We start from the raw sequence: 25,718 nt of genomic DNA on the forward strand, positions 1-25,718 counted from the left end.
TAAATGTTTCCTGTTTCTTCATCCCCATACACCACCATTGCGTTGATAGTGTTATTATCCCACATCCGGAGCCTTTATGGTAGTGCGGATTAAATCAGAGATTCCCTAAAATACTTTAACTTTATCATATACCAGTTTGCTGGTACATCCCCAATCCAATCAATCCCACTGGGTTTCATCTGCTCAGCCATTACACTCCCTCGCTTTCCTGCAAGGACGCAATTTTTTCGGAGAGGGACTTTTCCAGCTCCATAAACTGGGCCAGCAAATCATCTGCCTTTTCCGGCTCCTTGTACTCGTAAAAGAAGCGAGTAAACGGGAACTCTGCGCCCAGTTTTTCCTTGTTGGTGGCACTCTCCTTTTTCTCCGGGTCAAATTCATAGGCCCAGATAGCATCCGGTACATGGGGATATACTTCCGCCTCAAAATATTTCTCCGGGTCCTGGGTGAGCTTGATGATCTCGGTGTCCTTAGTGGTAGTGTCCTTGATTATTTCGCCTTTGCGGTCTTTCTGAACCACAGCAGTTTTGTCCATCACCGCCAGCACCATGGCAATGCCAGTCAACCGGCTGGCAGACATCCCCTCAACCGTGCCCAGCAGGGATTTCAGATGCTTTTCAAACTCGCTGTAATCCATAAATATACGATCAGAACGGTTAGCCTCCAGAATGGTCAACACATCCGCCACAAACTGCTGGCCCGCCAGATATTTCTGGTATTTCTTTTCGTCGGCAGCGCTGCGGGGATTCATCTCTTTCAGCTGCTCAAAATCCGTCTCATTGAAAATGCTGGAGTTACTGGTGAAGTAACTGCTGGTCCGCAGCCGCTCGATGCTCTCCGCATCCAGCACACCCCGGCGCTGCAACGGCTGATAGACCGCATACTCCTTGTACATAAACTCCTCGTTGGGGAAAATCTTGCAGTACTGGTTTTCCTCAAAGTTGGAGTACAGCTCGGTGATTTTTACCATGCTATCCCGGTCGATTTCACGGCGCTTTTTGCCCAAAGATTTGCGCAGGGGCTTCCACATATCCACCGCATTGATCAGCTGCACCTTTCCACGGCGGTCAGGGCGCTTATTGCGAGACAGAATAAAGATATAAATACCGATGTCGGTGTTATAGAAAAGCTGGGTAGGCAGGGCAATAATGGCTTCAATTAAATCTTCCTCCAGCATCCAGCGCCGAATCTGGCTTTCACCGCTGGTGGTACCGCCGGAGAAAAGAGGCGAACCATTGGTAATAATCGCTGCACGCCCATTTTTCTCATCCAGCTTATTGATGGCGTGCTGCATGAACAGCAGCTGGGCGTCACCGGTTCCGGGAAGACCGTGCTCAAACCGTCCGCCCTTCTTGTTTTCCTCACGGACTTTCTTCTCTTGTCCTTCCGGTGCATCTTTGCCACCCCAGGGTGTACCAAACGGGGGATTCATAATCACCAGCCGCATCTTCTGATCCGGGAAGCAATCCGTTTTCAGGGTGTTGGCTTCCTCATCGCCCATGATGTTTTTCACATCCTGGCCTTTGATGAGCATATCTGCCAGACAAATGGCGTAGGATTCGGGGTTGATTTCCTGTCCAAACAAGCGCACATCCACATAGGGATTTTTACGGCGCAGGAAATCATAGGTAGTGGACAGCATACCGCCCGAACCACAGGCAGCGTCCAGTACGGTGGCGATTTTACCCTCATCCGTCAGCAGGTCGTTGCAGCCCTCTGCCAGCAACACATTGACCATCAGACGAATCACTTCACGAGGCGTATAGTGATCACCAGCTTCGGCGTTTTCAGAAAAGCGGCGGATAATATCCTCGAAAATGTAGCCCATCTTCATACTGTCTACATGGGCAGGGTACAAATCCAAATCGGAGAACTTTTTAACCACGCTGTAAAGACGGTTGCTCTTATCCATTTTGTCGATCTGAGTGCTGAATTTCAGCAGCTTTTCCAGAATCAGCTGGATGTTGGCGGAAAAGCCTTCAATGTAAGACTTGAGATTGGATGCAATGTTGTCGCTGTCATCCAGAAGGCGTTTGAGGTTGTATTCACTATAGTTGTAAAAAGGATATTTGGAAACCTGGCAAAGGAGCGCAGCAGGGAGGTTGGGGTTCTGCTTGTGCTTTGCTACAACTGCATCTTTGGTAGCCTCCAGAGCGCACTCAAACCGGCGGATGATGACCATGGGGATAATAACGTCCTTATATTTATCCGAGGTATAAGCACCACGGAGCGAGTTGGCAATGGACCAGACCAATCCCACTTCTTTGCTTACATCAATGGACGTATCATCAAACATAACTTCGTAAAAATACTTATCTCTCATTTTATGGGTTCTCCTTCTCTATTCTCTTGAAAAGACGCAAACAATGTGGCAACACTTTCAATCTGGTCGGGAGTTAGATTACAACCTTCCAACTTCCGCATTGTATCTACCAAATCCTTGTTTTGTGTGATAGTCCGACAAATATCCGGCGGAGGCACTTTCCGAATTGCCATATACAGGCGATCCATACGCCGGCGTGCCTGCAAATCCGGTTTTAGCTCCTTAATCAGCTTGTCATAGACCTCCGCTGTTGGAGCGTTAACACCGTCTTCTATATATTTCATGTTAGAACGGGGCAGACCAACCCTTTTGGCTAATTGGGATTGGCTGAGCGTTCCACGGCAATCACGAATCAATAAACCGAGTTCGATTATCATGCCCTTGGCTTGTTGATCCACAGCCACCTTGTTAGGCAATTCGGCACCTCCTTTCCATAATTGTTCTATGTTCTATAACATAGAACAATTATACCAATCCGGCATTGATAAATCAACAAAATTCATCGTTTTTCTGCGCTGTCTACAACAAAAATTTGCCCTATCCGTACGCAAAATACGGATAGGGCAAATGAAAATATTACAGGCGTTCTTCTTGTCTTGTGATATCTTTTGTTTTTGTGCTGGGTCGGAATAAATTCCACAGGCCATTTCGCTCTATCACCGTTTCGTAACGATGGAGTTTATTCCGCAAAAGTTCATTTTGCTGCTCTAAACCTGCGGTGTTGAGCTGACCACGAACGGACTTATACTCTGCCAGCTCTGCGGTCAATGCAGCGACCTTTGCCTTCAACTCACTTATCATTTTCAACGCTGAATCCAAAGCTTTTTGCAGTTTGGATTCCTTGCGCTCCTGAACATAGAACTTCTTTGCCGCAGCTGCCAGGTTTTCATATTCGGAACGATCCAGCATAACTTTTGAGGAAAATGGAACGGCATGAGGTTCTATTTGCTCTACTTCCTGAACCGCAATCTGCTGTTTTTGAATCTTCTCAATCTTCTTTTCCAGAGAAGCTGCCTGCTGCTCTTTTTGCTGCGTTTGTGCGGTGAGTTGTTCCAATCGCTCCTGTTCCCGTTCCACCTTGAACTGTGTCACGGTCAAATGTTCCTCGGAACTGCCCCGTTCTCCACGCTCCACATCCGTATATCCTGCGTTACGCATGGCTTGGAAGAAATCGTCTTGGAGGACGCTGTAAGATTTCCGCAGCACCGGCTTGCCATTCTTCTGGAGAATGGGCGCTCCCTGTTCGTCCAATGCCGGTTTAGACAGCCATTTTTTACTGCTGCTCACCTGCATAATCGTTTCCTTAACAGTTCCCACAAGTGATTTGTCTTTGCACCTCTTGGACCAGAGGATCTGCTTCTCCACAACCGGAACATAGACCACATGGAGATGATAATGGAATACATCCTGCCCCAGTGCTTCGGACATGGCCCGGTTACGCTCATCGGCGTGCATAACAGCGGAGAGAATATACTGTTCGCCGCCAACGATCTCTATGGCAGCCTTGTAAGCGTCCTCATAAAATCGCTTGGCAAACTCATACCCACCATGGTTATAGAAGTAGGCGGAGTTGACATCAAAAATCAGTTCCCCGTAAAGGTTGGCATCCGTTTTCAGGCCACGAGTGGAGATTACACCATCCTTTTCCATCTGTGCAAACATCTCTGCATATCCGGCAGTAGGCTTCTTAAAATGGATGTTCTGAGGGGTGCGTTCTGGTATAATATCTGGGTTGATATAGGATTCTTTTTCTCGTTCATTGTGTCGCTGGGCATTTCCAATTTTAGCGGCAGTCAGATTTACGTTTCTTGCGCTGGTACGGTCAATCCCGTCGTTTCTCGCCATAAAGCTCCTTTCACATTTGTACGGCCTGCGGGCCGGGGCACACTTCCTGCGGAAGTGTAATAACCCACTATGATACTTTCATCCTGCGGCTGCAAAGTATCGTGGGCTCTCCGAGGGGGATGCGGCTCCTGCGGGAGCCTCCCTGGCTTGCGTGTGCTATCCACACAGCAAACCAGGTGTGTCCGGCATCCTTGCTTCTGCAAGCAATCCTGCCGCCCACGGTTCGGGAAAATCCACCGGATTCTCCCGAACCATCCATCTCCAAATCTGCGGATTTTTCGATGGGGACGGTGGTGCGATACCAGAGTGCAACTCTGTGCAGGAAATGCAATAAATGCAGAAAATTCCGGTTTCATGCGGCGGGGTTCACGATGATTTTCACATCGGCTGGTCTGCCTACCGACTGGCGCTTCGGTTCTTCCAGCCGGATGTATCCATGCCCCTCCAGTAATTCCAAAGTCGGAAAAATCTCCTCCGTTTTCTTGAAAAACTTTCCCCGGCACATCTGAAAAAGCTCAGAACGCTTGATCACCGATACATTCTTCTTTTTCAGCTTTGCCAAGACAAATTTGGCTTTCTGGATGCTCAAGTCAGTACCCATCATAGAATAGGCGTAGGTGGAATGGGCCAGAAAGTATTTGCCGATCTGAATCGCCTTGCTCATCGTAGAAGCTGTTACTTCTGCTTTGTCATCTTCCATATCAGCACAGTGCAACAGTCCCGCAATCCGGAGTACGGCACCGATATATTTGCTTGCCCAATCGGAAATTGCCTGCCCCTCGCCAACCAGAAACTTCTCATGTTCCTGAAAATAATCAGCCATCAGGTCAAAGGCTTTTTCTGAAAGGTGTACTGTCTGGGCATCCCCACCAATCGGCAGAGCCATCAGGCGAAAAATCAAGCTGCGGTAAGCGGCGGTTATTTCGGGCGGAATCGGCTGGGTACGAAAGACCCGACTGCCAATTCTGGACGGTGGGGACGCATACAGGAAGCGGGCAATCAAGCCCCGCCCGGTCATGGTGGTATTGGACATGATTTCATCCAACACACTGGGCTGAATTGAGAGGATAGCCGACAGTGCCGGGTGCATGATGCACTCTGCTTCACGGGTCATTCGATCCACATAAATGGCATCTCCACAATGGCCTTTCAGCCAGACATCAATGTTAGATTTGTTGGAATACCGTCCTGCCATGATGTCAAAGATGCCGCCCTCGGTGGAGATCACGGAGAACACTCCGTTGTTGGCCGCCATTAAGCTGGTCAGAGCTTCACTGGAACAATCGTCCGCAAAAAAGCGAACCGGCTTTCGTTCTGGAATTTCTTCCAGCTGTTCCTGAAGCTGCCTCAGTTCCAGCTCCATTTCCCGGCTTTCCTTGCGCTCCAACTTCTTTTGCAGACCGGAGATCTGACGCTCCAGAGATTCCCGCTGCAAATGGTTTTCCCGTATTTCCATGCTGTGCGCCTTGTTATATTCCTGCTCATATTCATAAAGGAATGTGGTCATATCCCGCATGACGCTGGACTTTCGCTCCCCCGGTGCGGCGATCACCACTGTGTACAAGCTCAAAGGCTCACAGTATCCCGGCGTTCCCTCTATCTTGTATTTCCCTTGTAAGCAGGTTGCCAGCACACCCAGGCTGATCACCGCTGCCATGTCCGGGGCAGTCTGACTGTGTTCGGCCACCGCACTCACATAATTCCGAATCACATCCGGGAGAGCGTCTACCGGAAAAGCAGGCAGATCACTCCACTGTGGCGTCAGCGGAACAATAGGTTGAAAAACCGGTGACAGCTCCGCTTTTGGAGTGTAGATCTCCCGGCAATGCTCGATTGCCTTCTGAATGGTGATTGCGCCATACGTTGTGCCGGATTGCTGCCGATCCCATTTATCCCGCATCAATCCCGACTGTCGGAACATAGTGTCCATCTTGGCGGCATCCCGTCCTGTCCAAAAGGCAAGATGACTGCACAGCGCCAGATCTGCCTCTGATGGGGACGAATATTCCTCCAGCGAACCGTTCCAAAGGGCTGTGAACGCTGCCCCATTCTTACTGCTTTTTGCCAGCTGCAGAAGCTGCTCCATACTTAAATCAGAGTTTTTTGCATTTATTGCATTTTCTGCGCCTACCTCTGGCCTGCGCATGAACTTGTCCAGTAACACTTGCAGCTCCTGAGTCCGGTCACCATACTCATAATCCTCACAGTGGTTTCCGGTCACGGTTACATATTTGTTGGTTGCTCCCGCCACATAAACCTCGATTCCGGCCTGATGGTTCATAATGTAGAATCGCTTGGTATCATACTGAAACCCTTTTGCCGAAAAGAGAATATGCAGACCGTTTCCGCTGGGGCTGTACTCGGTATAGCTGTGCATTAAGGCCACAATTTCTGCGGCGGTCTGGGTGTAATAGCCGCTGTCCGAAACGCAGTTGTCCAGGTCAATCGCACAGATACCGTTGAAAATGCCAATTCCGATGCCATCATATCCACTGGCCTGCACTGCTGTTTTATAAGGTACGAAGCTGGAAGGATCATTGCTTTTCGCTCCCAGGCCGGTTTCCGGCTGGTATGGCACCTTCGTTTTCCTCCCATTCCGTTCCTCGTACTTCCAGCAGCAGAACAGACCATTTTGTATGATGCTGTCTGGTAAAGCTGTCAAATTCTGTTCCTCCTTAAATAATTGTTGAATTTGGCAGCTGTCGTGTTATAATATCCTTGCTGAGTGATAGTCACACGGCAGCTGCCGTTTGTACTGTCCGCCAAGAGTTCTCATCTGCCAGGATGAGGGCTCTTTTTTTATGCGGTTTCCGGCTGGAAGTATCCAATTTCCTCCCACACCTTTCTGTCGGGGCAGTAGTAGTTGTACTCGTTGGAGTTCTCCAGCTTGATTGCATAGCCGAATTTCAGGATTCCCTGCTGCAAACCAATGCGCACATACTGGGCATCCTTGTGCATGGCGGCTGCAATCTCGGTGATGGGGACATTGCGTCCGGTGAAGGGCGGCAGTTCGACATAAACTTTCTTCTCCATGTGAATGACCTCCTTATTGCCGATATGCGAATTATTAGTTCGTATTTTGATTATAAGCCATCCAGGACAGCTTGTCAACACTAAATACGAAAAAATTATTCGTATTACGATCTTGTAATTCGCACGGCTTCGTGTTACAATACAAATGAGGTGATGACAATGCACAGCAACCCAGCTGAAATTGGCGAGAGAATCAAGGCAGCCCGCAAGGCCGCTCACTTGAGCCAAACAGAACTGGCACAGCGTCTGGACAAGACGATGCGCACAGTTCAAAAATACGAAAGCGGTGAAATTGAGCCATCCATAGCGATGATCAATGCCATCGCCAAAATCTTAAACATATCTCCAGCAGACCTGATTGGCTACCAGAAACCCGAAATCCAGCTGGACAGCCTGTCTGATGTGATTGCGGTTCTTTACCAATTAAACAAGAAGGCCGGTATCCGGTTCGAGATCGATGTCCAGCGCCCGCCCCACAGCGAAGAATGGTCCTGCTCCCTGAAATTCAAAGGAAATGACCACTCCGCCAAGATGAATGATTCCCTGTGCCTGATTTTGGAAGAGTTCCGGGATGAGCGTGAAAAGCTGGAAACCTATTGGACCGATCAGGAATCCTTTGACCGTTGGATTGAAAAAGAACTGGCTTACTACGCAGATGCCAAGTTGCAGGACAAGGAAGTGGAAGTCCTCTCCGATTTGGAGCGCATTCAGCGGCGCAACGAACTGGATCGGCAGATGCTGGAGAAAATGAAAAAGGCCGCCGAGGAAAACGGCGACCAGGAGTAACAGAGGGTGTTGCATACCCTTTATCAAATTTAATTCAAACGCTGGGAGAAAGGAAGTTTGAGATTTTTTGAGATTACCCAACGGATATGGAAGCGTCAAGAAAATGTCCGGAAAGCGAAGAAGGCCCTATGCAGTGAGGAAAACGGTAGGGTGGCATGTCAATCCTGAAACAGGAAAGTCTGTTCAGGAACAAATCACCATCGGCTATGCGGCAACCAGAGCAGAGGGGCTGCAAATGCTGGCAGAGTACAACAGCAATCCCTTTGACATAAAGGCATCCAAAGCCACCTTCCAGGAGGTCTATGAACGCTGGTCAAAGGAGAAGTTTCCCACCATCTCCAAGTCAAATGTAAAAGGCTATGAGGCGTCCTATCGGGTATGCGGAACACTTTACAACAAGGTATTTCGGAATATTCGGCTGATGGATCTTCAATTTGTGGTGGACACCTGCGGGAAGAATTACCCCACCCTGAAAAAACTCAAGGGGCTGTTCAACCAGCTGTACGCCTACGCCATGAAAAACGACATCTGCAACAAGGATTACTCCGAGTTTGTGGATTTGAGCCGGTACAAGGATAAGAACCCCAACAAGCGTGACCGGAACAAGTTCACAAAGGAGCAGATCGCCCGCCTATGGGAGCTTGCGGAGGACCCGTACTATCAGATTGTGCTGATGCTGATCTACAACGGCTGCCGCATCTCGGAGTTCCTCGACTTGAAGAAGGAAAACGTACATCTGGAAGAACAGTACTTCGATGTGATCGCCAGCAAAACCGAAAACGGCCTGCGGAAAGTTCCCATTGCCGACAAGGTACTGCCATTCTACAAAGCGTGGTACGAAGGCTCTCAGTGTGAATATCTGCTCCACACGCCAGATCAAAAGCACTTTGATTACAGGAACTACTACGACAGTTACTTCACGCCCCTGATGGAGCAGCTTGGATATGACCAGACGCCGCACTGTACCCGGCATACCTGCATCTCCATGCTGACAGAGGCCCATGTAGACCAAACCATGATCAAGAAGATTGTTGGACACTCCGGTGCCATGACGCTCACCGAACGTGTCTACACTCACCTGGATATTGAAACGCTGGTGGAGGCAATCAACAAGATCTAAAAGGAAGAAGGAAAATCCGTGCAGCACAAAAAAGCAGGAGATACGCTCCTTGCGGAACGATCTCCTGCTTCATAAGGTTTTTGTTTTCGCTTGCGCTTCTTGTTCCTTGTGTGCTCCTTGCTTGCTCCTTACGAAACAAAACGGAACACTTTCGAGGACCACGCACAGCTCCAAAAGTACTGAATTTTCCTGCAAATCGACGTCGTGAGACGTACTGAGAAGTAGGGAAAATTAGCGCTTGCTGAACTGAGGTGCGCGACGAGCGGCTTTGAGGCCGTACTTCTTACGCTCCTTCATACGAGGATCGCGGGTGAGGTAACCGGCGCTCTTGAGGGCGGGGCGGTACTCCTCGTTCATCTTCAGCAGGGCACGGGCCACGCCGTGACGGATGGCGCCGGCCTGGCCGGTGACACCGCCGCCAGTGACGGTGGCGACGATGTCCACCTTGCCCATGTTCTCGGTGGCAGCCAGGGGCTGACGCACGATGAGCTTCAGGGTCTCAAGGCCGAAGTAATCGTCGATGTCGCGGCCGTTGATGGTGATGGCGCCGGTGCCGTTGGAGAAGAGGTGGACGCGGGCCACGGAGGACTTCCGGCGGCCAGTACCGTAGTGGTAAGGCTTCTTGCTCTTATACATCTTCGAAATTCCTCCTTATTCCTGGGTCCAGGCCTCGGGCTTCTGAGCAGCGTGGATGTGCTCAGCGCCGCGGTAGATCTTCAGACGGGACAGAGAGTCCTTGGTGATGATGTTCCGGGGCATCATGCCGCGGATGGCCAGCTTCATGGCCAGCTCGGGCTTGTCCTGCATCAGCAGACGGTACTTGGTCTCGTGCAGGCCGCCGGGATAGCCGCTGTGGGTGCGGTAGAACTTCTGCTCCAGCTTCTTGCCGGTCAGAACGGCCTTCTCGGCGTTGATGATGATGACGAAATCGCCGCAGTCGGCGTGCGGGGTGTACTCGGGCTTATGCTTGCCGCGCAGCAGAGTGGCAGCGGTGGCAGCGGTCTTACCGAGGGGCTTGCCAGCCGCGTCCAGAATGTACCACTTGCGGACGATGTTGCCCTTGTTGGCCATAAAAGTGGACATGGTCTAACCTCCAATTTGTACTTATATGGGATAAATTTGGTCTAAACATGATCAACGCCCCACTCTTCCGGAGTGGAGCGTTTTGTATTATAACCCAAGTGCCCGGCGGTGTCAACCGATTTCCGGCACTTTTTTCATTTATATTTTGCTATCTCCTGTTTTCTCTCTTATCCTTACTTATGCTTCTGTTTTCTCATTTTCATTTTTTCTTTTTTCTTCCTCGGTCTCGGCCAGACAGTGCTCGATCATGCTGATGACCACGTTGTTGAAGCTTGTCTCGTTCTCCTTGGCGATCTGCTCGATTTTGTAGATCAGCGTCTCAGTAATATAGATACTCTTCGAGCGAGCCGCAACTTTCTGCCTGGTTTTTTTCAACTGGAAAGACATAGGATCACCTCCATGATCCTATTATATGTTTCTAACATATTTAGTAATATAATTGAAAATTCACACTGTATTTTCTAACAGAATATGATATGATAATAGTCGACAAAATTCGACTGATTTAGGCGATATACTTTAATTATGTAAGGAGGCGTATTTATGATTAAAAGCCGGCTGCTCCGGATGCTCCGTATCCTGGCCATCGGCGGCGGCGCCTACTGGTTCGTGAGCACGGACTTCTTCTGCTATGTCTACACCCTGGCGGGCCAGCTCGTCTTCCAGGCTTTTATCTTCTGCGTCACCCTGGGCTTCGCCATCTCCGTCTGGCATTCCGACTCGTGATGTGATACAATATCGGCAATGCTTTCAAGACAGAGAGGATCACCCGCATGCTGAACCGAATTTTGAGCTACACCCGCCGCTGTGTGGAGGACTACGACATGATCCAGGCCGGCGACCGCATCGCCGTGGGGGTCTCCGGCGGCAAAGACTCCCTTACCCTCCTGGCCACCCTGGCCAAGCTGTCGGACTTTTACCCCAAGCACTTCACCGTGGAGGCCTTCACCCTGGACATGGGCCACGTGGACGGCGGAGAGGGCATGGACTTCGCCCCGGTGGCGGCCTACTGCGAAAAGCTGGGCGTCCCCTACACCCTCCTCCCCTCCGAGATCCACCACATCATTTTTGACCTGCGCAAGGAGAAGAACCCCTGCTCCATGTGCGCCAAGATGCGCCGGGGCGCCCTCCACAACGCCATCCGGGAACGGGGCATCACCAAGATCGCCCTGGGTCACCACTTCGACGACGCCATCGAGACCTTTTTCCTCTCCCTCTTTTACGAGGGGCGCATCTCTTGCTTCCAGCCGGTGACCTACCTGGACCGCATGGGCATCACCCAGATCCGCCCCCTCCTCTACTGCTCGGAGTGGATGCTCCGCCGGGCCGCCGAGGTAGAGGGGCTTCCGGTGGTTTTCAACCCCTGTCCCGCCGACGGCTATACCAAGCGCCAGGAGGTCAAGGAACTCATCCGCACCCTCTCCAAGGACTACCCGGACTTGCGGGAGAAGGTCTTTTCCGCCATGCAGCGCCTCCCCCTCCCCGCCTGGGAGCCTCAGGACCACCGCCGTCGTCCTCTGGCCGAGGACCAATCCCTCTGAAACGCAAAACCGCCGCCGTCCCCGGAAGGGGAACGGCGGCGGTTTTTTCTTTCAAATTCAGGCCCGGGCGCCAGCGTGTACACCCAGCTTGCGGAGCACGTAGGCAGAGTCGGTGACAACATTCACCGGCTTGGTGAAGTCCAGGGTGAACAGGCCCAGAGAGGACCGGGCGTCCACCATGATGGCACCGTCGAGGGAGTGAACATATACAGGCTCATCCACCTTGCAGGCCAGCTGCTGCAGCTTATAGAGCTCCTGAATCGAATCAATTTGAATGGGTACGACCATGGTCAAAACCTCCTAACAAAGGGATGTCAGCAATTCCGCCGCCGCTGTGTCACAGGGTCAGGTCTCTCCGACCCCGGTGCGCCGGCGCATCAAAGGGGGCGCTGCAATCACCCGCTTTCCTTTTGACAGCCAGAGTATACCACGGTCCATATTCTAACGCAATCGGCAGGATAACTAAATTTAGAAGTATTTTCAACTTTCGTTTGAAGCTTATTTTATTTTCGTTTGTTTATTTATACAATTTTTAATTGGTAGCACCATTCCTTTTGTGCAGGTTATAAAAAGCCGCGGCGGGAATCCTTCCCACCGCGGCTTTCTTGCCTTTGGACATTTTTACTTCATGAGAGAGCAGACCAACTCGGTATATTTGGCCGCATCCTCCAGGGGGAAGCCGGCGATGAGCAGGGCCTGCTGGTAGAGGAGCTCGGCATAGATCTTGGCCTTCTCCTTATCCTCCGTCATGGCAGAGCGGAGGGCGGCGAAGGCGCCGGAGTCGGGGTTGAGCTCCAGGACCCGGGCGGCCTTCATATCCTTGGCGGCGTTGGGGTCCACTTTCTGGAAATACTTCTCCATCTCCAGGGAGACGGGGCCGTCGGCGGTCATGCACACCGGGGCGGTCTTGAGGATCTTGGAGATGCGGACCTCCTTGACCCGGTCGCCCAGGGTCTCCTTCACGAAGTCCAGCACGTCCTTGTTCTCCTCGGCCTTCTTCTCGGTCTCGGCCTTCTCCTCGTCGGACTGGGGCAGGGCGTCGTCGTCGTTGACGTTCTTCAAAGCCTTGCCGTCCACCTCGCCCAGGGTGTTCATGACGAACTCGTCCACCTCCTCGGTGAGGTAGAGAATCTCATAGCCCTTGTCCAGGATGCGCTCGGCCTGGGGCAGCTTGGCCGCCTGCTCCACGCTTTCGGACTGGAGGAAGTAGATATACTGCTGGTCCTCAGGCATCCGCTCCTTATAGGCGGCCAGAGAGGTGTTCTTGCCTTCCTTGGAGGACCAGAACAGCAGCAGGTCCTTCAGCAGCTCCTTGTGGGCGCCGTAGTCGGAGACCACGCCGTACTTCACCTGGCGGCCAAAGGCGGACCAGAACTTCTCATACTTCTCAGCGTCGTCCTTCTGGAGCTTGAGGAGCTCAGCCTTCACCTTCTTCTCCAGGTTGGTGGAGATGACCTTCAGCACCCGGGTGTGCTGGAGCATTTCACGGGAGATATTCAGGGACAGGTCGGGAGAGTCCACCACGCCCCGGACAAAGGAGAAGTGGTCGGGCACCAGGTCGGCACACTTGTCCATAATGAGGACGCCGGAGGAGTAGAGCTGGAGGCCCTTCTCGTAGTCACGGCTGTAATAGTTGAAGGGGGCGTGGGCGGGGATGAAGAGGAGCGCGGTGTACTCCACGGCGCCCTCGGCCTTCACGTGGATGACGGCCAGGGGGTCCTCCCAGTCGCCGAACTTCTCCTTATAAAACTCGTTGTACTCCTCGGGCTTGACCTCGCTCTTGGGCCGCTGCCAGATGGGTACCATGGAGTTCAGGGTCTCCCACTCCTTGTGGGTCTCGTACTCCGGCTTGTAGTCCTCCCCGGCGTCCTCCGGCTTGGGCTTTGCGTGGGTGTGCTCCATCTCCATGACGATGGGGTAGTGGATGTAGTCGGAGTACTTCTTCACCAGGTCGTCCAGGTGGTAGGGCTGGAGGTACTGGTCATAGTCCTCGTCCTCGGTGTTGGCCTTGATGTGGAGGATGACGTCGGTGCCCACCATCTCCTTTTCGCACTCGGTGATGGTGTAGCCGTCGGCGCCGGAGGACTCCCACTTCCAGGCGGTGTCCTCGCCGTAGGCCTTGGAGATCACGGTGACCTGATCGGCCACCATGAAGGCGGAGTAGAAGCCCACGCCGAACTGGCCGATGATGTCGGCCACGTTCTGGTCCTCGCTGCCCTCCTTGGCGGCCATCTCCTGCTTGAACTGGAGGGAGCCGCTGCGGGCGATGGTACCCAGGTTGGACTCCATCTCCTCCTTGGTCATGCCGATGCCATTGTCGCTCACCGTCAGGGTGCGGGCGTCCTTGTCTGGGATCAGCTTGATCTTGAAGTCAGAGCGGTTCAGGCCCACCTGGTCGTCGGTGAGGGCCTTGTAGGCCAGCTTGTCCACCGCGTCGCTGGCGTTGGAGATGAGCTCCCGGAGAAAGATCTCCTTGTGGGTGTAAATGGAGTTGATCATCAGGTCCAACAGCCGCTTGGACTCCGCCTTGAATTGTTTCTTCGCCATGGTACATGCCTCCATATATGTGAATCTTCTTAAAAAACGATAGGTTAGCACTCTCCACTTTTGAGTGCTAACCTATCATAGTCCTTCGCACGCGATTTTTCAAGAGGTTTCAAGAAATGTTTACAAATTATCCGGCGGAAGAGGGATTCATGGCGGCCTGAAGGTCCTCCATGTGCACCTCCTCGCCGCTGTGGTCCCTGATAAACCCGATGACGCCCTCCCCGAAGGAGAGGCCCACCGGCTCCTCGTCCAGGGTCACCAGGTAGACGTTCTGCCAGTCCAGGCCGTGGACCCGGAGGGCGCTGTCCACATAGGCCCCGCCGGCCAGCACATGGGGAGCCAGCTCCGGCGGGTCCGTGACAAATGCTGCCCCCATGCGGAAGGCCACGGCCCCCTTGCCCGATTCCTTGGTGGTGCCCAACACCCCCAGGAACTCGGTGAGCTCCCAAGCGGTATACCCCGCGTCCCGGACCTCTTCCAGACGGCCGTTGTAGTAGCCGTCCACCAGGTCCCGGTATTTTTCATAGTAGTACTCGTTAATAAAGCCCTCCTGGTCACAGCTGGTGCGCAGGAGCTGGTAGAGGGCCGCGTCCTCCAGGTGGACCCTGCCGTCGGGCAGGTTTTCCCCGCCAAAGATCTCCACCACATTCTCCTCCAGACCGGCCTGGAGGTGGAGGGCGTCCGCCCCGGAGTATATCCCCTGGTTTTTTGGGGCGATGTAGCAGTCCAGAGACCACACCACATCGGTGTCCGAGCCGTTGATGGTGAGGTCGGCATGGTCGATGGGGTGGGCCGCTGCCTCGTTCAGCATGGCCGCCAGGGTGGTGCTGTCCGGTGGCTCGTTGGGCCCAAATTGACTCACCTCGCCGATGTCCTCCGCCGTCAGACCGGAGAGCAGGTCCAGCAGGCCGGTCTCCGCCGGGGTGGTGTCTGCCGGCCCCTCCGCCGCGGGACCGCAGGCGCAGAGCATACACAGCAGCGCCCCGGCCAGTGCCAGGGACAGACCTGTCTTTTTCATCTCCATCCCACCTTTCCCCCTCAGCCTACCACAGGTGGTGGAAAAATGGGTGACAAAAGGGTGTCATTCGTCAGAGGCGGAAATGGAGAAACGCTGGGCGTAGGACTGCTCCGTCCCCTCCTCCGGCAGGAGGAAGCCCCCCACCGGGCGATAGCCGCTGTATACCACCTCATTTTCCACCGTGAGTCCGGCCAGGGTAAGGCGGAAGTTCTCATTGCCGTTGCCCAGCTCATTGCTGACCCGCCCCACCAGGGGCACCCAGTTGAAGAGGCTCACGCCGGGCTGGGCGGCCAGCATGGCCAGGAAGGCGGCGGTCTGCTCGGTTTCCGCTCCGTCCCAGAAATAATCCGGCGCTCTCTCATAGGTGAAGGAGACCCCGGTGAGCACGCCGTCCCCGGTGGTCTCATAGTGGAAGATGGGGGGCGGGTTCCCCAGGCTGAGGGTGCCCTGGGGCACCACCCAGGTGCCTGTCTCGTCCAGGGTCATACTGTCCAGGTCATATTGCCGGACCAGATCGTTGTAGTTCCGGGCAAACTCAGCCACCGTCAGGGGATGGCGCACCGGCGGCATGGTCAGCTGGAAGACCAGGAGCACACTCAGCCCGATGTCCAGCGCGGCCGCTCCCGCCCAGGCCAGACCCCGGAGACCGCTCTCGTCCCGGATGGTATAGGAGATCCCCTCGTCCCAGGGCAGGACCTCCCCGTCGGAACAGGCCCGGTAGCTCTTATAGTTGCGGTAGAGCTGATAGCCGGGGAGGCTCCAGCCCTCGCCGTACCGGAAGAGGGCGGACAGGCGGGCGGCAGCCTCCCGGAAGGTGAGCTTGCCCCCGTCGGCGTTGCGGACCTTCAGGCCAAAGATCCACTTGCCCGGGGTGGTGCCCCAGGTAGACAGGAACAGGGGCTCCAGCAGGAACTGGATGCCCCAGGCCAGGTAGCTCTGGACCAGGGTGTTCAGGAGCCCCTCCCCGAAGGTGAACCGCAGCGTGAGCACCAGGATGGCATTGAGCAACAGGATACACAGGCTGTGGTCCAGCAGCCGGGCCAGGTACCGCCGCCAGGGGTGGCGGACCACGGGCAGGCTGTCGGCGGCGGGAGGCGTCAGGGTGACCCCCGTCTCCCCCAGCTTGTCCAGCTCATTCAGGTAGCGCCCGGCGTCCAGGGTGGCGTACTCCGCCCCCTCCAGCTCCATAGCACGGCACAGGGTTCGGGCGGCCTCCCGCTCGGCGGCCTCCCGACGCAGCCGCTCCTCCTGGGTCCGCAGGGCGTCGCCCAGCCGAAGCTTCCCCGCCTGGAGGGCCTTGATGTCCTCCAGGGTCAGGCCCAGGGCCCGGAGCAGCTTGATCCGCCGCAGGGTCTCCACATCGGTCTCCGAATAGTCCCGGTAGCCGTTGGCCAGCCGCTCCGGCGAGAGCAGTCCCTCCTTTTCATAAAAGCGGATGCTGGCCCGGGGCAGGCCCAGGACCATCTCCAGTTGGGATATGTTCATGACAGCGCCCCCTTTCAAGGCCAGTATAAGGGGTAAAGCCGGTTTACAGTCAAGCCTTTTTCGCAAAAAACCGGCCGGAAGGCAAAAAAAGTCCGCCGCAAATAATTGCGGCGGACTTTTTTCACGTTACACCCGTACCGGGGGCAGAGCGGCAATCACGGCCTCCGCCATCAGGCGGTGGCCCTCCCCGTCCGGGTGGAGGCCATCCAGATAGTGGGTATAGCCCTCCGGAGACAGGAGCCCTGGGACGGCGAAGTCCACCGTCCGGAACCCGAAGGCTTTGGCAAAGGCCGCCACCCACGCCCGATAGGACGCAAAAACAGGGGCCAGCTTTTGATAGTCGGTGAGGGCCAGCCAGGGCTCCGGGATGCCCTCGGCGTACACCGGCGGCGGCAGGGCGATCATGGGACGGATGCGGTTGGCCATCGCCTGGTTGGCCATGGCGGTCAGGTTGAGCCGGGCGGGAGCGTCGCTACCGCCGAAAATGATGTCGTTGGCACCCCCTAGCAGGAGGACCCGGTCCGGCTGCTCGCCCAGCACGTCCCGGCCGAACCTGGCCAGCATGCCACCGGTGGTGTCCCCGTTCACCCCCCGGTTCACCAGGGTGTGGCCGGTGGCGGCCGCCGCACGGCTCACCCAGCAGTCCTTGCGGGGAACACCGTAGCCGTAGGTCAGGCTGTCCCCCAGGCAGACGATCTTCACTTTTTCAGTGCCAGAGCGGCCTTGACCTTGGCCACGATGCCGTCGGCGGTGAGGCCGTAGGCGGCCAGGACCTCGGCGGCCTTGCCGGAGCGGCCGAAGACGTCCTCCACCCCGTGGCGGACCACCGGCACCGGGCAGACCCCGGAGAGGTATTCAGCCACGGCGGAGCCCAGGCCGCCCACAATGGTGTGCTCCTCGGTGGTGACGATGCACCCGGTCTCCTGAGCCGCCTTGAGGACCAGCGCCTCGTCCAGGGGCTTCACGGTGTGCATGTCGATGACCCGGGCCTGGATGCCCTCGGCGGCCAGGGTCTCTGCGGCCTTCATGGCCTCCTGGACCATGAGGCCCACGGCGATGATGGTGACGTCGCTGCCCTCCCGGAGGGTGACGCCCTTGCCCAGCTGGAAGGAATAGCCGGGCAGGTCCCCGGTCAGGTCCTCCACGGCGGAGCGGCCCAGGCGCAGGTAGGCGGGGCCGTCGTAGTCCATGAGGGCCTTGACGGCGGCCTTCATCTCGGTGCCGTCGCAGGGGCAGCACACCACCATGCCGGGGATGGCCCGCATGACGGCCATGTCCTCGCAGGCCTGGTGGGTGGCGCCGTCCTCACCCACAGAGAGGCCGCCGTGGGAGCCCACCACCGTCACGTTGAGGTGGGGATAGGCGATGGAGTTGCGGACCTGCTCAAAGGCCCGGCCGGCGGCAAACATGGCAAAGCTGGCGGCAAAGGCCTTCTTACCCGCGGCGGCCAGACCGGCGGCCACGCTCATCATATTGCCCTCGGCGATGCCCATGTTGAAGAACCGGTCGGGGTAAGCCTTGGCGAAGCCCTTGGTCATGGTGGATCCGGAGAGGTCGGCGTCCAGGACCACCAGGTCGGGGTACTGTCCGCCCAGCTCTACGAGCGCGTCACCGTAGGCGGCGCGGGTGGCGATCTTCTCTCCCATCTTACTTCCCCTCCAATTCCGCCAGACCGGCGTTGAGCTCGGCCATGGCCTTTTCAAACTGCTCGTCGTTGGGCGCCTTGCCGTGCCAGCCAGGATCGTTTTCCATGAAGGAGACCCCCTTGCCCTTGACGGTGCGGGCCAGGATCATGGTGGGCTTGCCCTTGCAAGCGGCCGCCTGCTCCAGGGCGTCGGCGATGGCGGCGTGGTCGTGGCCATCCACTTTGAGCACGTTCCAGTTGAAGGCGGCGAATTTGGCGTCCAGCGGCTCGGAGGGCATGACGTCGGCGGTCTTGCCGTCGATCTGGAGGCCATTGACGTCCACGAAGGCACACAGGTTATCCAGGTGGTACTTGGCGGCGGCCATGGCGGCCTCCCACACCTGGCCCTCCTCCACCTCGCCGTCGCCCAGGACGGTGTAGACCCGCCAGTCGGCCTTGTCTAGCTTGCCGGCCAGGGCCATGCCCACGGCGGCGGAGATCCCCTGGCCCAGGGAGCCGGTGGACATGTCCACACCGGCCACATGGCGCATATCGGGGTGGCCGGACATATGGCCCTTGATGGAGCGGAAGAGCTTGCAGTCCTCCACGGGGAAGTAGCCCCGGAGGGCCAGCAGGGCGTAGAGGGCGGGGGTGCAGTGTCCCTTGGAGAGGACAAAGCGGTCCCGGCCGGGGTCAGCCGGGTGCTTGGGGTCCACCTTCATGGTGTGGAAATAGAGGGTGGTCAGCAGGTCCATCACGGACAGGGAGCCGCCGATGTGGCCGGAGCCCGCGGCGTGGACCATTTCCATGGCCAGGATACGGGCGCGCTGGGCGGTCACGGCCAATTCATGGGCGCGGGTCTGTTCCATTGGGATCATCCTTTCTCTCGGTGCCGCCGGACGCGGCCGCCGTTCTTTCTTCCCCTTAGTATAATCCATGCTCCGCCCCGGCGCAAGGCCCATCCCGCGCAGGAAATGCTTGCGTATTGATTCGACTCATGGTATAGTACGGATATCCTATCCATTACAGGAGGTAATTTAAGATGACCCGTTTTTCTCACCGCGTCCTGGCTACCGCCACCGCGCTGACGGTGCTGAGCACCGGCGCTTCCGCCTTTGCCGCCGAGGCCGCCGACTCCGCCGCCTCTGAGGCCGCCGCCAGCGCCATTGCCGTGCAGCTCAACGGCCAGGCCCTCTCCTTCACCGACGCTGTCCCTCAGGTGAAGGACGAGCGCACCTTCCTCCCCTTCCGGGCCGTGTTTGAGGCCATGGGCGCTGAGGTGAGCTATGACGCCGCCACCAACCAGGTCTCCGCCACCCGGGGCGGTACCACCGTCACCATGACCCTGGGCTCCACCGAGGCCACCATCACCGCCGACGGCGTCTCCACCACCCTCACCATGGACGTAGCCCCCTACGCCGCTGACAACCGCACCTATGTCCCCGTCCGCTTCGCCGCCCAGGCCTTCGGCTGCGCCGTGGGCTGGGACCAGGACGACAGCACCGTCATCCTGGTGGACACCCAGAAGCTCCTGGAGAGCGCCAAGGCCGACCACACCTATACTTATCTGGACAAGTACCTGGCCTACAATCAGAAGTTCATGACCGGCAACCGGGAGATGAAGGCCGACTTCAACGCCTCCGCCACCGTGCTGGGCATGGGCCCCGCCACCCTGGAAGGCACCCTGAACGGCATCAGTGCCGGCTCCACCCAGCTCTCCGCCAACATGAACATGAAGCTGGACGTCCAGGCCCTGCTGGAGGGCATTGCCGCCATGACCGACACCGCCTCTGAGGTGGACGCCGAGACCGCTGCCCTGCTGGCCACCCTGAAGACCGACGGCATCGACATGGAGATCCGCGGCGACATGGCCACCGGCATGCTCTATCTCAAGATGTCCGGCGACGCCCTGGCCACCGCCGGCATCCCCGCCGACACCTGGATCTCCATGGACCTGAACGCCCTCTACGGCACCATGGGCATCGACTACACCTCTCTGCTGGACATCTCCAAGACCCTGGACGCCTCCGCCCTGCTCCAGACCGCTCTGAGCAGCACCACTCTCACCGACAAGGACACCGACTACGCCGCCATCTCCGCCCTGGTGGAGGGCGTGGCCAAGTTCCTGGCCGACGACTCCTTCGTGAAGGACGGCGACAACTACACCACCACCTACACCCTGGACCAGGACGGCGCTGCCGCCTCTATCTCCTTCACCCTGCTGATGAAGGACGACACCGTGGTGGGCTATGACCTGAACATGAAGGCCTCCGCCGGCGCCGCCGACGATGCCGGTACCCCCGCCATGACCATGGACATGAAGGCCGGCATGGACGCCGACAACAACATGACCGTCTCCATGACTCTGGACTCCGGCAGCATGCTGGACATGAACCTGGAGATGACCGGCAGCTACGCCGCCACCGACAAGACCCCCGAGCTCACTCCTCCCGCCGACGCCACCGTGATCCCCTACGAGCAGCTGATCACCGGTGCCGCCGCCCAGGCCTGAGCACTATCCCCGGAAAGTAAAATCAGCCCTCCCCGCCACGGGGAGGGCTGATTTTTTATGCCGCCCGGGGCCGGGGCACCGGCCGGAGCCGTGGCTCCTGACGGGCGGTCCGGAAGGCGGCGGGGTCGGGGTGCAGGCGGAGGAGCTCTGCCACGGCGCACACCTTGTCCACACAGCTCACCACCAGGGATTCCAGGTAGCGGTAGGGCCGCAGGGTCAGCGGCCACATGTGCTTGACGATAATGTCACGCTCCTTCTCGCTGAGGGAAAAGAAGGTCTGGGCATTTTTTAGGGCCGTCTTGGGGTGTTCGGTGCCGTGCCACTTGCCGTTGGGCGCCTTCTGGCTAGTCCAGTCATAGAGATAGAGGTCGTGGAGCAGACCGCCCCGGGCAGCGGCGCAGGCGTCCAGGCCGATCCACAGGCACACCCGCCAGCTCCAGTAGGACACCCACACGCTGTGGTGGAAGCAGCTGAAGCCCTTGGCGTGCTGGGGCAGCCGCTCCATGGCCCGGACGGCCGGATGGTCCATCAGGTCATCTACCGCGGTCAGGTACGTCTCATATTCAAAAAAGGTCCACATATGCGGTCCCTCCTTTTTTCGTTTTCCATAGCATACCCCATCTTCTTTGGAAAACCCTTTTCCCGGGATTAAGAATTCCTTACGGCACGCGGAAAAAATAGAAAACGAGTTTTAGCACTCTAAGTCATATAGTGCTAATGTTTACAATTGGGACATATTTTTTTGTATATTTGTTCACAGTGCAGGGCGTATACTAGGTCCAGAAACAAAGAGAAAGGGTTGGTTCCCAAGGGAATGTGACCCTGGAAAGAGGATGGTTTTCATGGCAGACGCAAGATTCTAGCAATTCATTTCCACGACTGCTAACGTGACCTGATCTTTGAAAGGAGCCTTTGATATGTTTGGTATGATCCCCTTTGAGCGCAGTGATGATAACTTTTTCGACCTGTTTGATAATTTTGAGCGTAAGTTCTTCGGCAACAGCAACGCCGCCATTCCCGATTTCCGCACCGATATCCGCGACGCCGGCGACCGTTTTGTTTTAGAAGCGGAACTGCCCGGCTTCAACAAGGAGGACATCAAACTGGATGTGAAGGACGGCATCCTCACCATCTCTGCCCAGCACGATGAGAACAAGGACGAGAAGGACGACAAGGGCAGCTACATCCGCCGTGAGCGCCGCTACGGCTCCTTCACCCGTTCCTTCGACGTCACCGGTGTGGATGAAGAGCACATCACCGCCTCCTACAACAACGGTGTGCTGGAGCTGAACCTGCCCAAGGCTGTGCCTGTGGTACCCGAGGCCAAGCGCATCGCCATCGAGTAAAGACCTGGCGAGGGAGCCGGTCGGCAGGGCCGACCGGCTCCTTCGGTTTCTTACTTGCCCGACTCCGTCTCCCGCGACTTCCAGTGGGGGCAGGTATGATCCGGGCCGGGGTGCTTGCCACACCGGGGCACATGACAGTGCCCATACCACAGTGGCCAGAATTTCCCGCCCTCCCCCAGCACATAGTGCTGCCGGTAATGGGCGCAGGTGCCGCAGACCTCTTTTTCCACAATATTTTTTCCCACCGCAGTTCCCATAAATCATCACCTCGGGAATCATGTTAAACCTTATAAGATGTAAAGTCAATACACCTGATTAGGTTTATGCTATGGTTTTCCTGAGGTGAATGATATGTATTGCTACCCCAGACTCCGTGATCTCCGCGAGGACCATGACCTGACTCAGGAGGCGGTTGGCCACCTTCTAGGCACCACGCAACAGCAATACTACAAATACGAAAAAGGCATTCAAGAAATCCCCGCCCACCACCTGATTACATTGGCCAAATATTACCATGTCAGTGTGGACTATCTTTTGGGGCGGGATACAAAATAAAGGTATCACAACCCGAAAGGATGTGACGTTTCATGAACATGAATCAGTTTACCCAGAAATCTCTGGAGGCGGTGCAGTCGGCCCAGACCATCGCCCAGGAATACGGCAACCAGCAGATTGAGCAGGCCCACTTCCTCTACGCCCTGCTGGAGCAGGAGAACGGCCTCATTCCCCAGTTGCTGGGCAATATGGGCATCACCTTCCCCAGCTTTGAGGCCGCCGCCCGCAAGCAGGTGGAGGACCTCCCCCGTGTGACGGTGAGTGGCGGACGTGAGGCAGGCAAGGTCTACATCGCCCCCGATGTGGACAAGGTCATGAACGGCGCCGAGTCCATCGCCAAGAGCATGAAGGACGAGTATATCTCGGTGGAGCACCTCTTCCTGGCCCTCATCGAGTACGCCAACTCCGGCCTGAAGGACCTCTTCCGCACCTACAACATCACCAAGGAGGGCGTACTGAAGGCCCTCTCCGCCGTCCGGGGCAACCAGCGGGTGACCTCCGACAACCCGGAGGAGACCTACGACGCCTTGAAGAAGTACGGTACCGACCTGGTGGAGCGGGCCCGGCAGAACAAGCTGGACCCCGTCATTGGCCGTGACGATGAGATCCGCAACGTCATCCGTATTCTGAGCCGCAAGAGCAAAAATAACCCCGTCCTCATCGGCGAGCCCGGCGTGGGCAAGACCGCCATTGCCGAGGGCCTGGCTCAGCGGATTGTCAAGGGCGATGTGCCCGGCTCCCTGAAGGACAAGACCATCTTCGCCCTGGATATGGGCTCCCTCATCGCCGGCGCCAAGTACCGCGGCGAGTTCGAGGAGCGGCTGAAGGCCGTCCTCAATGAGGTCAAAAAGTCCGAGGGCAAGATCATCCTCTTCATCGATGAGCTCCATACCATCGTGGGCGCCGGCAAGACTGAAGGCGCTATGGACGCCGGCAACCTCCTGAAGCCCATGCTGGCCCGTGGCGAGCTACACTGCATCGGCGCCACCACCCTCAACGAGTACCGCCAGTATATTGAGAAGGACGCCGCCCTGGAGCGCCGGTTCCAGCCCGTCATGGTGAACGAGCCCTCCGTGGAGGACACCATCGCCATCCTCCGTGGCCTGAAGGAGCGCTATGAGGTGTTCCATGGCGTGAAGATTACCGACGGTGCCATCATCGCCGCCGCCACCCTCTCCAACCGCTATATCACCGACCGTTTCCTCCCCGACAAGGCCATCGACCTGGTGGATGAGGCCTGCGCCATGATCCGCACCGAGATCGACTCCATGCCCACCGAGCTGGACGTCATCCAGCGTAAGATCATCCAGCACCAGATCGAGGAGGCCGCTCTGAAGAAGGAGGACGACCCCCTGTCCAAGGAGCACCTGGCCGAGATCCAGAAGGAACTGGCCGAGATGCGGGACGAGTTCAACGCCAAGAAGGCCCAGTGGGAGAACGAGAAGAACGCCATCGGCAAGGTCCAGAAGCTCCGGGAGGACCTGGAGGCCGCCAACGCCCAGCTGGAGAAGGCCCAGCGGGAGTACGACCTCAACAAGGCCGCTGAGCTCCAATACGGCAAGATCCCCGAGCTGAAAAAGCAGCTGGAGATCGAGGAGGGCTACGCCCAGCAGTCCAAGGAGGACTCCCTCCTGCGGGACAAGGTCACCGAAGAGGAGATCGCCCGCATTATCCAGCGCTGGACCGGCATCCCCGTCTCCAAGCTCATGGAGGGCGAGCGCGAAAAGCTCCTCCACCTGGAGGACATCCTCCACAAGCGTGTGGTGGGCCAGGACGAGGCCGTGCGCCTGGTGTCCGAGGCCATTCTGAGAAGCCGTGCCGGCATCGCCGACCCCAACAAGCCCATCGGCTCCTTCCTCTTCCTGGGCCCCACCGGCGTGGGCAAGACCGAGCTGGCCAAGACCCTGGCCGAGGCCCTCTTTGACTCCGAGAAGAACATGGTCCGGATCGATATGTCCGAGTACATGGAGAAGTTCTCCGTGTCCCGGCTCATCGGCGCCCCTCCGGGATACGTGGGCTATGAGGAGGGCGGTCAGCTCACCGAGGCCGTCCGCCGCCAGCCCTACTCCGTGGTCCTCTTTGATGAGGTGGAGAAGGCCCACCCCGACGTCTTTAATATTCTACTCCAGGTATTGGATGATGGCCGTATTACAGATAGTCAAGGCCGGACGGTGGATTTCAAGAACACCATCATCATCCTGACCTCCAACCTGGGCTCTCAGTTCCTGCTGGACGGCATCGATGAAAACGGCGAGATCAGCCAGAGCGCCAAGTACCAGGTCAACGATCTCCTGAAGCACTCCTTCCGGCCCGAGTTCCTCAACCGGCTGGACGAGATCGTCTTCTACAAGCCCCTCACCAAGGACAACATCACCCACATCATCGACCTCATGGTGGACGGCATCAACCACCGCCTGGAGGACAAGCAGCTCAAGGTGCAGCTCACCGCCTCCGCCAAGGACTTCATCATCGACAGCGCCTACGACCCCATCTACGGTGCCCGTCCCCTGCGCCGCTACCTGCAGCACAGCGTGGAGACCCTCATCAGCCGGAAGATCATCGCCGGCGAGGTGGAGTCCGGCGACACCCTCACCGTGGACTGCAAGGACGGGGAGCTCACCGTCTCCGCCACTCAGGTCCTTACCGGCGAGGTGGTGGACGGCTGATTACCGTCCCTGACGGACAGAAAAATATCCCCTCTCTTTTGCGGGCCGGCTGAAAAGCCGGTCCGCTTTTTTATTCCCTGGCTGCGCACCTTATTTTCCACCCCAGCCGTGCCGATAAATAATGGTCGATTGTAAAATGAAGTTGGACACCTAAGAAAAAATCCATAGTGATTTTCCCCACATGGTAGAATGAAGTTTGCACACAACTTCTTCCAAGGGAGGGCAATCACTATG

The 25,718-nt window shown here is 56.7% G+C and carries 26 protein-coding genes; 8 read left to right on the forward strand and 18 right to left on the reverse strand.

What is annotated here, in order from left to right; genetic code table 11:
* Positions 1-190 precede the first annotated feature (190 nt).
* The 5 genes from ACTNBK_RS13820 to ACTNBK_RS13840 form a co-directional block, all read right to left on the reverse strand.
* On the reverse strand, positions 191-2,323 hold the full coding sequence (locus tag ACTNBK_RS13820) for a type I restriction-modification system subunit M (protein WP_441146966.1): 2,133 nt from the start codon (positions 2,321-2,323) through the stop codon (positions 191-193).
* Positions 2,320-2,739: a hypothetical protein gene (locus ACTNBK_RS13825; RefSeq protein WP_441146968.1), complete on the reverse strand. Its 420-nt coding sequence runs from the start codon at positions 2,737-2,739 to the stop codon at positions 2,320-2,322. The genes ACTNBK_RS13820 and ACTNBK_RS13825 overlap by 4 nt, the downstream gene beginning before the upstream one ends.
* Positions 2,740-2,899: 160 nt before the next feature.
* Complete coding sequence (locus tag ACTNBK_RS13830; RefSeq protein ID WP_441146970.1) at positions 2,900-4,168, reverse strand: plasmid recombination protein; 1,269 nt, start codon at positions 4,166-4,168, stop codon at positions 2,900-2,902.
* Between the two features lie 352 nt (positions 4,169-4,520).
* Positions 4,521-6,830, reverse strand: coding sequence for a phage NrS-1 polymerase family protein (locus ACTNBK_RS13835; RefSeq protein ID WP_441146972.1), 2,310 nt, complete (start codon positions 6,828-6,830; stop codon positions 4,521-4,523).
* Positions 6,831-6,967: 137 nt separating this feature from the next.
* Complete coding sequence (locus ACTNBK_RS13840; protein ID WP_033121804.1) at positions 6,968-7,201, reverse strand: hypothetical protein; 234 nt, start codon at positions 7,199-7,201, stop codon at positions 6,968-6,970.
* Positions 7,202-7,360: 159 nt separating this feature from the next.
* Between ACTNBK_RS13840 and ACTNBK_RS13845 the strand changes: the two genes are divergently transcribed.
* Both ACTNBK_RS13845 and ACTNBK_RS13850 read left to right on the forward strand, forming a co-directional pair.
* On the forward strand, positions 7,361-7,987 hold the full coding sequence (locus ACTNBK_RS13845; protein ID WP_441146975.1) for a helix-turn-helix domain-containing protein: 627 nt from the start codon (positions 7,361-7,363) through the stop codon (positions 7,985-7,987).
* A gap of 133 nt (positions 7,988-8,120) precedes the next feature.
* The gene (locus ACTNBK_RS13850) at positions 8,121-9,107 is read left to right on the forward strand and encodes a tyrosine-type recombinase/integrase (protein WP_441146976.1); all 987 of its coding nucleotides are present in this window, start codon (positions 8,121-8,123) and stop codon (positions 9,105-9,107) included.
* Positions 9,108-9,338: 231 nt separating this feature from the next.
* Here ACTNBK_RS13850 and rpsI read toward each other — a convergent pair whose 3' ends face one another.
* From rpsI to ACTNBK_RS13865, 3 genes are all read right to left on the reverse strand, one after another.
* Entirely contained in the window at positions 9,339-9,743 is a 405-nt protein-coding gene (gene rpsI / locus ACTNBK_RS13855; RefSeq protein WP_441146978.1) for a 30S ribosomal protein S9, read from the reverse strand.
* Between the two features lie 15 nt (positions 9,744-9,758).
* Positions 9,759-10,190 carry a 50S ribosomal protein L13 gene (rplM, locus tag ACTNBK_RS13860; RefSeq protein ID WP_130850283.1) on the reverse strand — a complete coding sequence of 144 codons (432 nt, stop codon included), beginning with the start codon at positions 10,188-10,190 and terminating at the stop codon, positions 9,759-9,761.
* A gap of 177 nt (positions 10,191-10,367) precedes the next feature.
* Positions 10,368-10,577: a hypothetical protein gene (locus ACTNBK_RS13865; RefSeq protein WP_441146981.1), complete on the reverse strand. Its 210-nt coding sequence runs from the start codon at positions 10,575-10,577 to the stop codon at positions 10,368-10,370.
* A gap of 156 nt (positions 10,578-10,733) precedes the next feature.
* Between ACTNBK_RS13865 and ACTNBK_RS13870 the strand changes: the two genes are divergently transcribed.
* Together ACTNBK_RS13870 and ACTNBK_RS13875 are read left to right on the forward strand one after the other, a co-directional pair.
* Positions 10,734-10,916 (forward strand): hypothetical protein, encoded by a 183-nt coding sequence (locus tag ACTNBK_RS13870; RefSeq protein ID WP_130850285.1) that lies wholly within the window; start codon positions 10,734-10,736, stop codon positions 10,914-10,916.
* A gap of 47 nt (positions 10,917-10,963) precedes the next feature.
* Positions 10,964-11,731, forward strand: a complete 768-nt coding sequence (locus tag ACTNBK_RS13875) for a tRNA lysidine(34) synthetase (protein ID WP_441146983.1) — start codon at positions 10,964-10,966, stop codon at positions 11,729-11,731.
* Positions 11,732-11,788: 57 nt separating this feature from the next.
* Here the strand turns inward: ACTNBK_RS13875 and ACTNBK_RS13880 are convergent, their stop codons facing one another.
* The 7 genes from ACTNBK_RS13880 to ACTNBK_RS13910 all read right to left on the reverse strand — a co-directional run bounded on the left by ACTNBK_RS13880 (position 11,789) and on the right by ACTNBK_RS13910 (position 19,274).
* A complete protein-coding gene (locus ACTNBK_RS13880) occupies positions 11,789-12,019 on the reverse strand; it encodes a hypothetical protein (protein ID WP_441146985.1) in 231 nt (76 codons plus the stop codon).
* Between the two features lie 333 nt (positions 12,020-12,352).
* Complete coding sequence (gene htpG, locus ACTNBK_RS13885; RefSeq protein WP_441146986.1) at positions 12,353-14,278, reverse strand: molecular chaperone HtpG; 1,926 nt, start codon at positions 14,276-14,278, stop codon at positions 12,353-12,355.
* A 127-nt stretch (positions 14,279-14,405) separates the two neighbouring features.
* On the reverse strand, positions 14,406-15,296 hold the full coding sequence (locus tag ACTNBK_RS13890) for a hypothetical protein (RefSeq protein ID WP_441146988.1): 891 nt from the start codon (positions 15,294-15,296) through the stop codon (positions 14,406-14,408).
* Between the two features lie 63 nt (positions 15,297-15,359).
* A complete protein-coding gene (locus ACTNBK_RS13895; protein ID WP_441146990.1) occupies positions 15,360-16,781 on the reverse strand; it encodes a MerR family transcriptional regulator in 1,422 nt (473 codons plus the stop codon).
* Positions 16,782-16,907: 126 nt separating this feature from the next.
* Positions 16,908-17,483: a GDSL-type esterase/lipase family protein gene (locus ACTNBK_RS13900; RefSeq protein ID WP_441146992.1), complete on the reverse strand. Its 576-nt coding sequence runs from the start codon at positions 17,481-17,483 to the stop codon at positions 16,908-16,910.
* Positions 17,480-18,427, reverse strand: coding sequence for a transketolase family protein (locus tag ACTNBK_RS13905; protein ID WP_441146993.1), 948 nt, complete (start codon positions 18,425-18,427; stop codon positions 17,480-17,482). Before ACTNBK_RS13905 ends, ACTNBK_RS13900 begins: the two co-directional genes overlap by 4 nt.
* Position 18,428: 1 nt before the next feature.
* Complete coding sequence (locus ACTNBK_RS13910) at positions 18,429-19,274, reverse strand: transketolase (protein ID WP_441146995.1); 846 nt, start codon at positions 19,272-19,274, stop codon at positions 18,429-18,431.
* Between the two features lie 173 nt (positions 19,275-19,447).
* Here ACTNBK_RS13910 and ACTNBK_RS13915 point away from each other — a divergent pair, with 173 nt between their 5' ends.
* Positions 19,448-20,917, forward strand: coding sequence for a copper amine oxidase N-terminal domain-containing protein (locus ACTNBK_RS13915; protein WP_441146997.1), 1,470 nt, complete (start codon positions 19,448-19,450; stop codon positions 20,915-20,917).
* A gap of 55 nt (positions 20,918-20,972) precedes the next feature.
* Here the strand turns inward: ACTNBK_RS13915 and ACTNBK_RS13920 are convergent, their stop codons facing one another.
* Positions 20,973-21,497, reverse strand: a complete 525-nt coding sequence (locus tag ACTNBK_RS13920; protein ID WP_441146999.1) for a phosphohydrolase — start codon at positions 21,495-21,497, stop codon at positions 20,973-20,975.
* A 337-nt stretch (positions 21,498-21,834) separates the two neighbouring features.
* Between ACTNBK_RS13920 and ACTNBK_RS13925 the strand changes: the two genes are divergently transcribed.
* Positions 21,835-22,263, forward strand: coding sequence for an Hsp20/alpha crystallin family protein (locus tag ACTNBK_RS13925; RefSeq protein WP_294511649.1), 429 nt, complete (start codon positions 21,835-21,837; stop codon positions 22,261-22,263).
* 50 nt (positions 22,264-22,313) lie between these two features.
* On the opposite strand, the gene ACTNBK_RS13930 is transcribed toward ACTNBK_RS13925, so the two are convergent.
* The gene (locus ACTNBK_RS13930; RefSeq protein ID WP_441147001.1) at positions 22,314-22,493 is read right to left on the reverse strand and encodes a hypothetical protein; all 180 of its coding nucleotides are present in this window, start codon (positions 22,491-22,493) and stop codon (positions 22,314-22,316) included.
* A gap of 121 nt (positions 22,494-22,614) precedes the next feature.
* On the opposite strand from ACTNBK_RS13930, the gene ACTNBK_RS13935 reads away from it, so the two are divergent.
* A complete protein-coding gene (locus ACTNBK_RS13935; RefSeq protein ID WP_441147003.1) occupies positions 22,615-22,818 on the forward strand; it encodes a helix-turn-helix domain-containing protein in 204 nt (67 codons plus the stop codon).
* Positions 22,819-22,850: 32 nt separating this feature from the next.
* The gene (gene clpB, locus ACTNBK_RS13940) at positions 22,851-25,484 is read left to right on the forward strand and encodes an ATP-dependent chaperone ClpB (protein ID WP_441147005.1); all 2,634 of its coding nucleotides are present in this window, start codon (positions 22,851-22,853) and stop codon (positions 25,482-25,484) included.
* On the opposite strand, the gene ACTNBK_RS13945 is transcribed toward clpB, so the two are convergent.
* On the reverse strand, positions 25,451-25,718 hold a 268-nt coding region (locus ACTNBK_RS13945; RefSeq protein ID WP_441147007.1), incomplete at its 5' end, for a hypothetical protein. The genes clpB and ACTNBK_RS13945 overlap by 34 nt on opposite strands.

Origin of the sequence: Intestinimonas sp. HCP28S3_D6, from assembly GCF_052065695.1 — a bacterium.
Lineage (GTDB): Bacteria > Bacillota > Clostridia > Oscillospirales > Oscillospiraceae > Intestinimonas.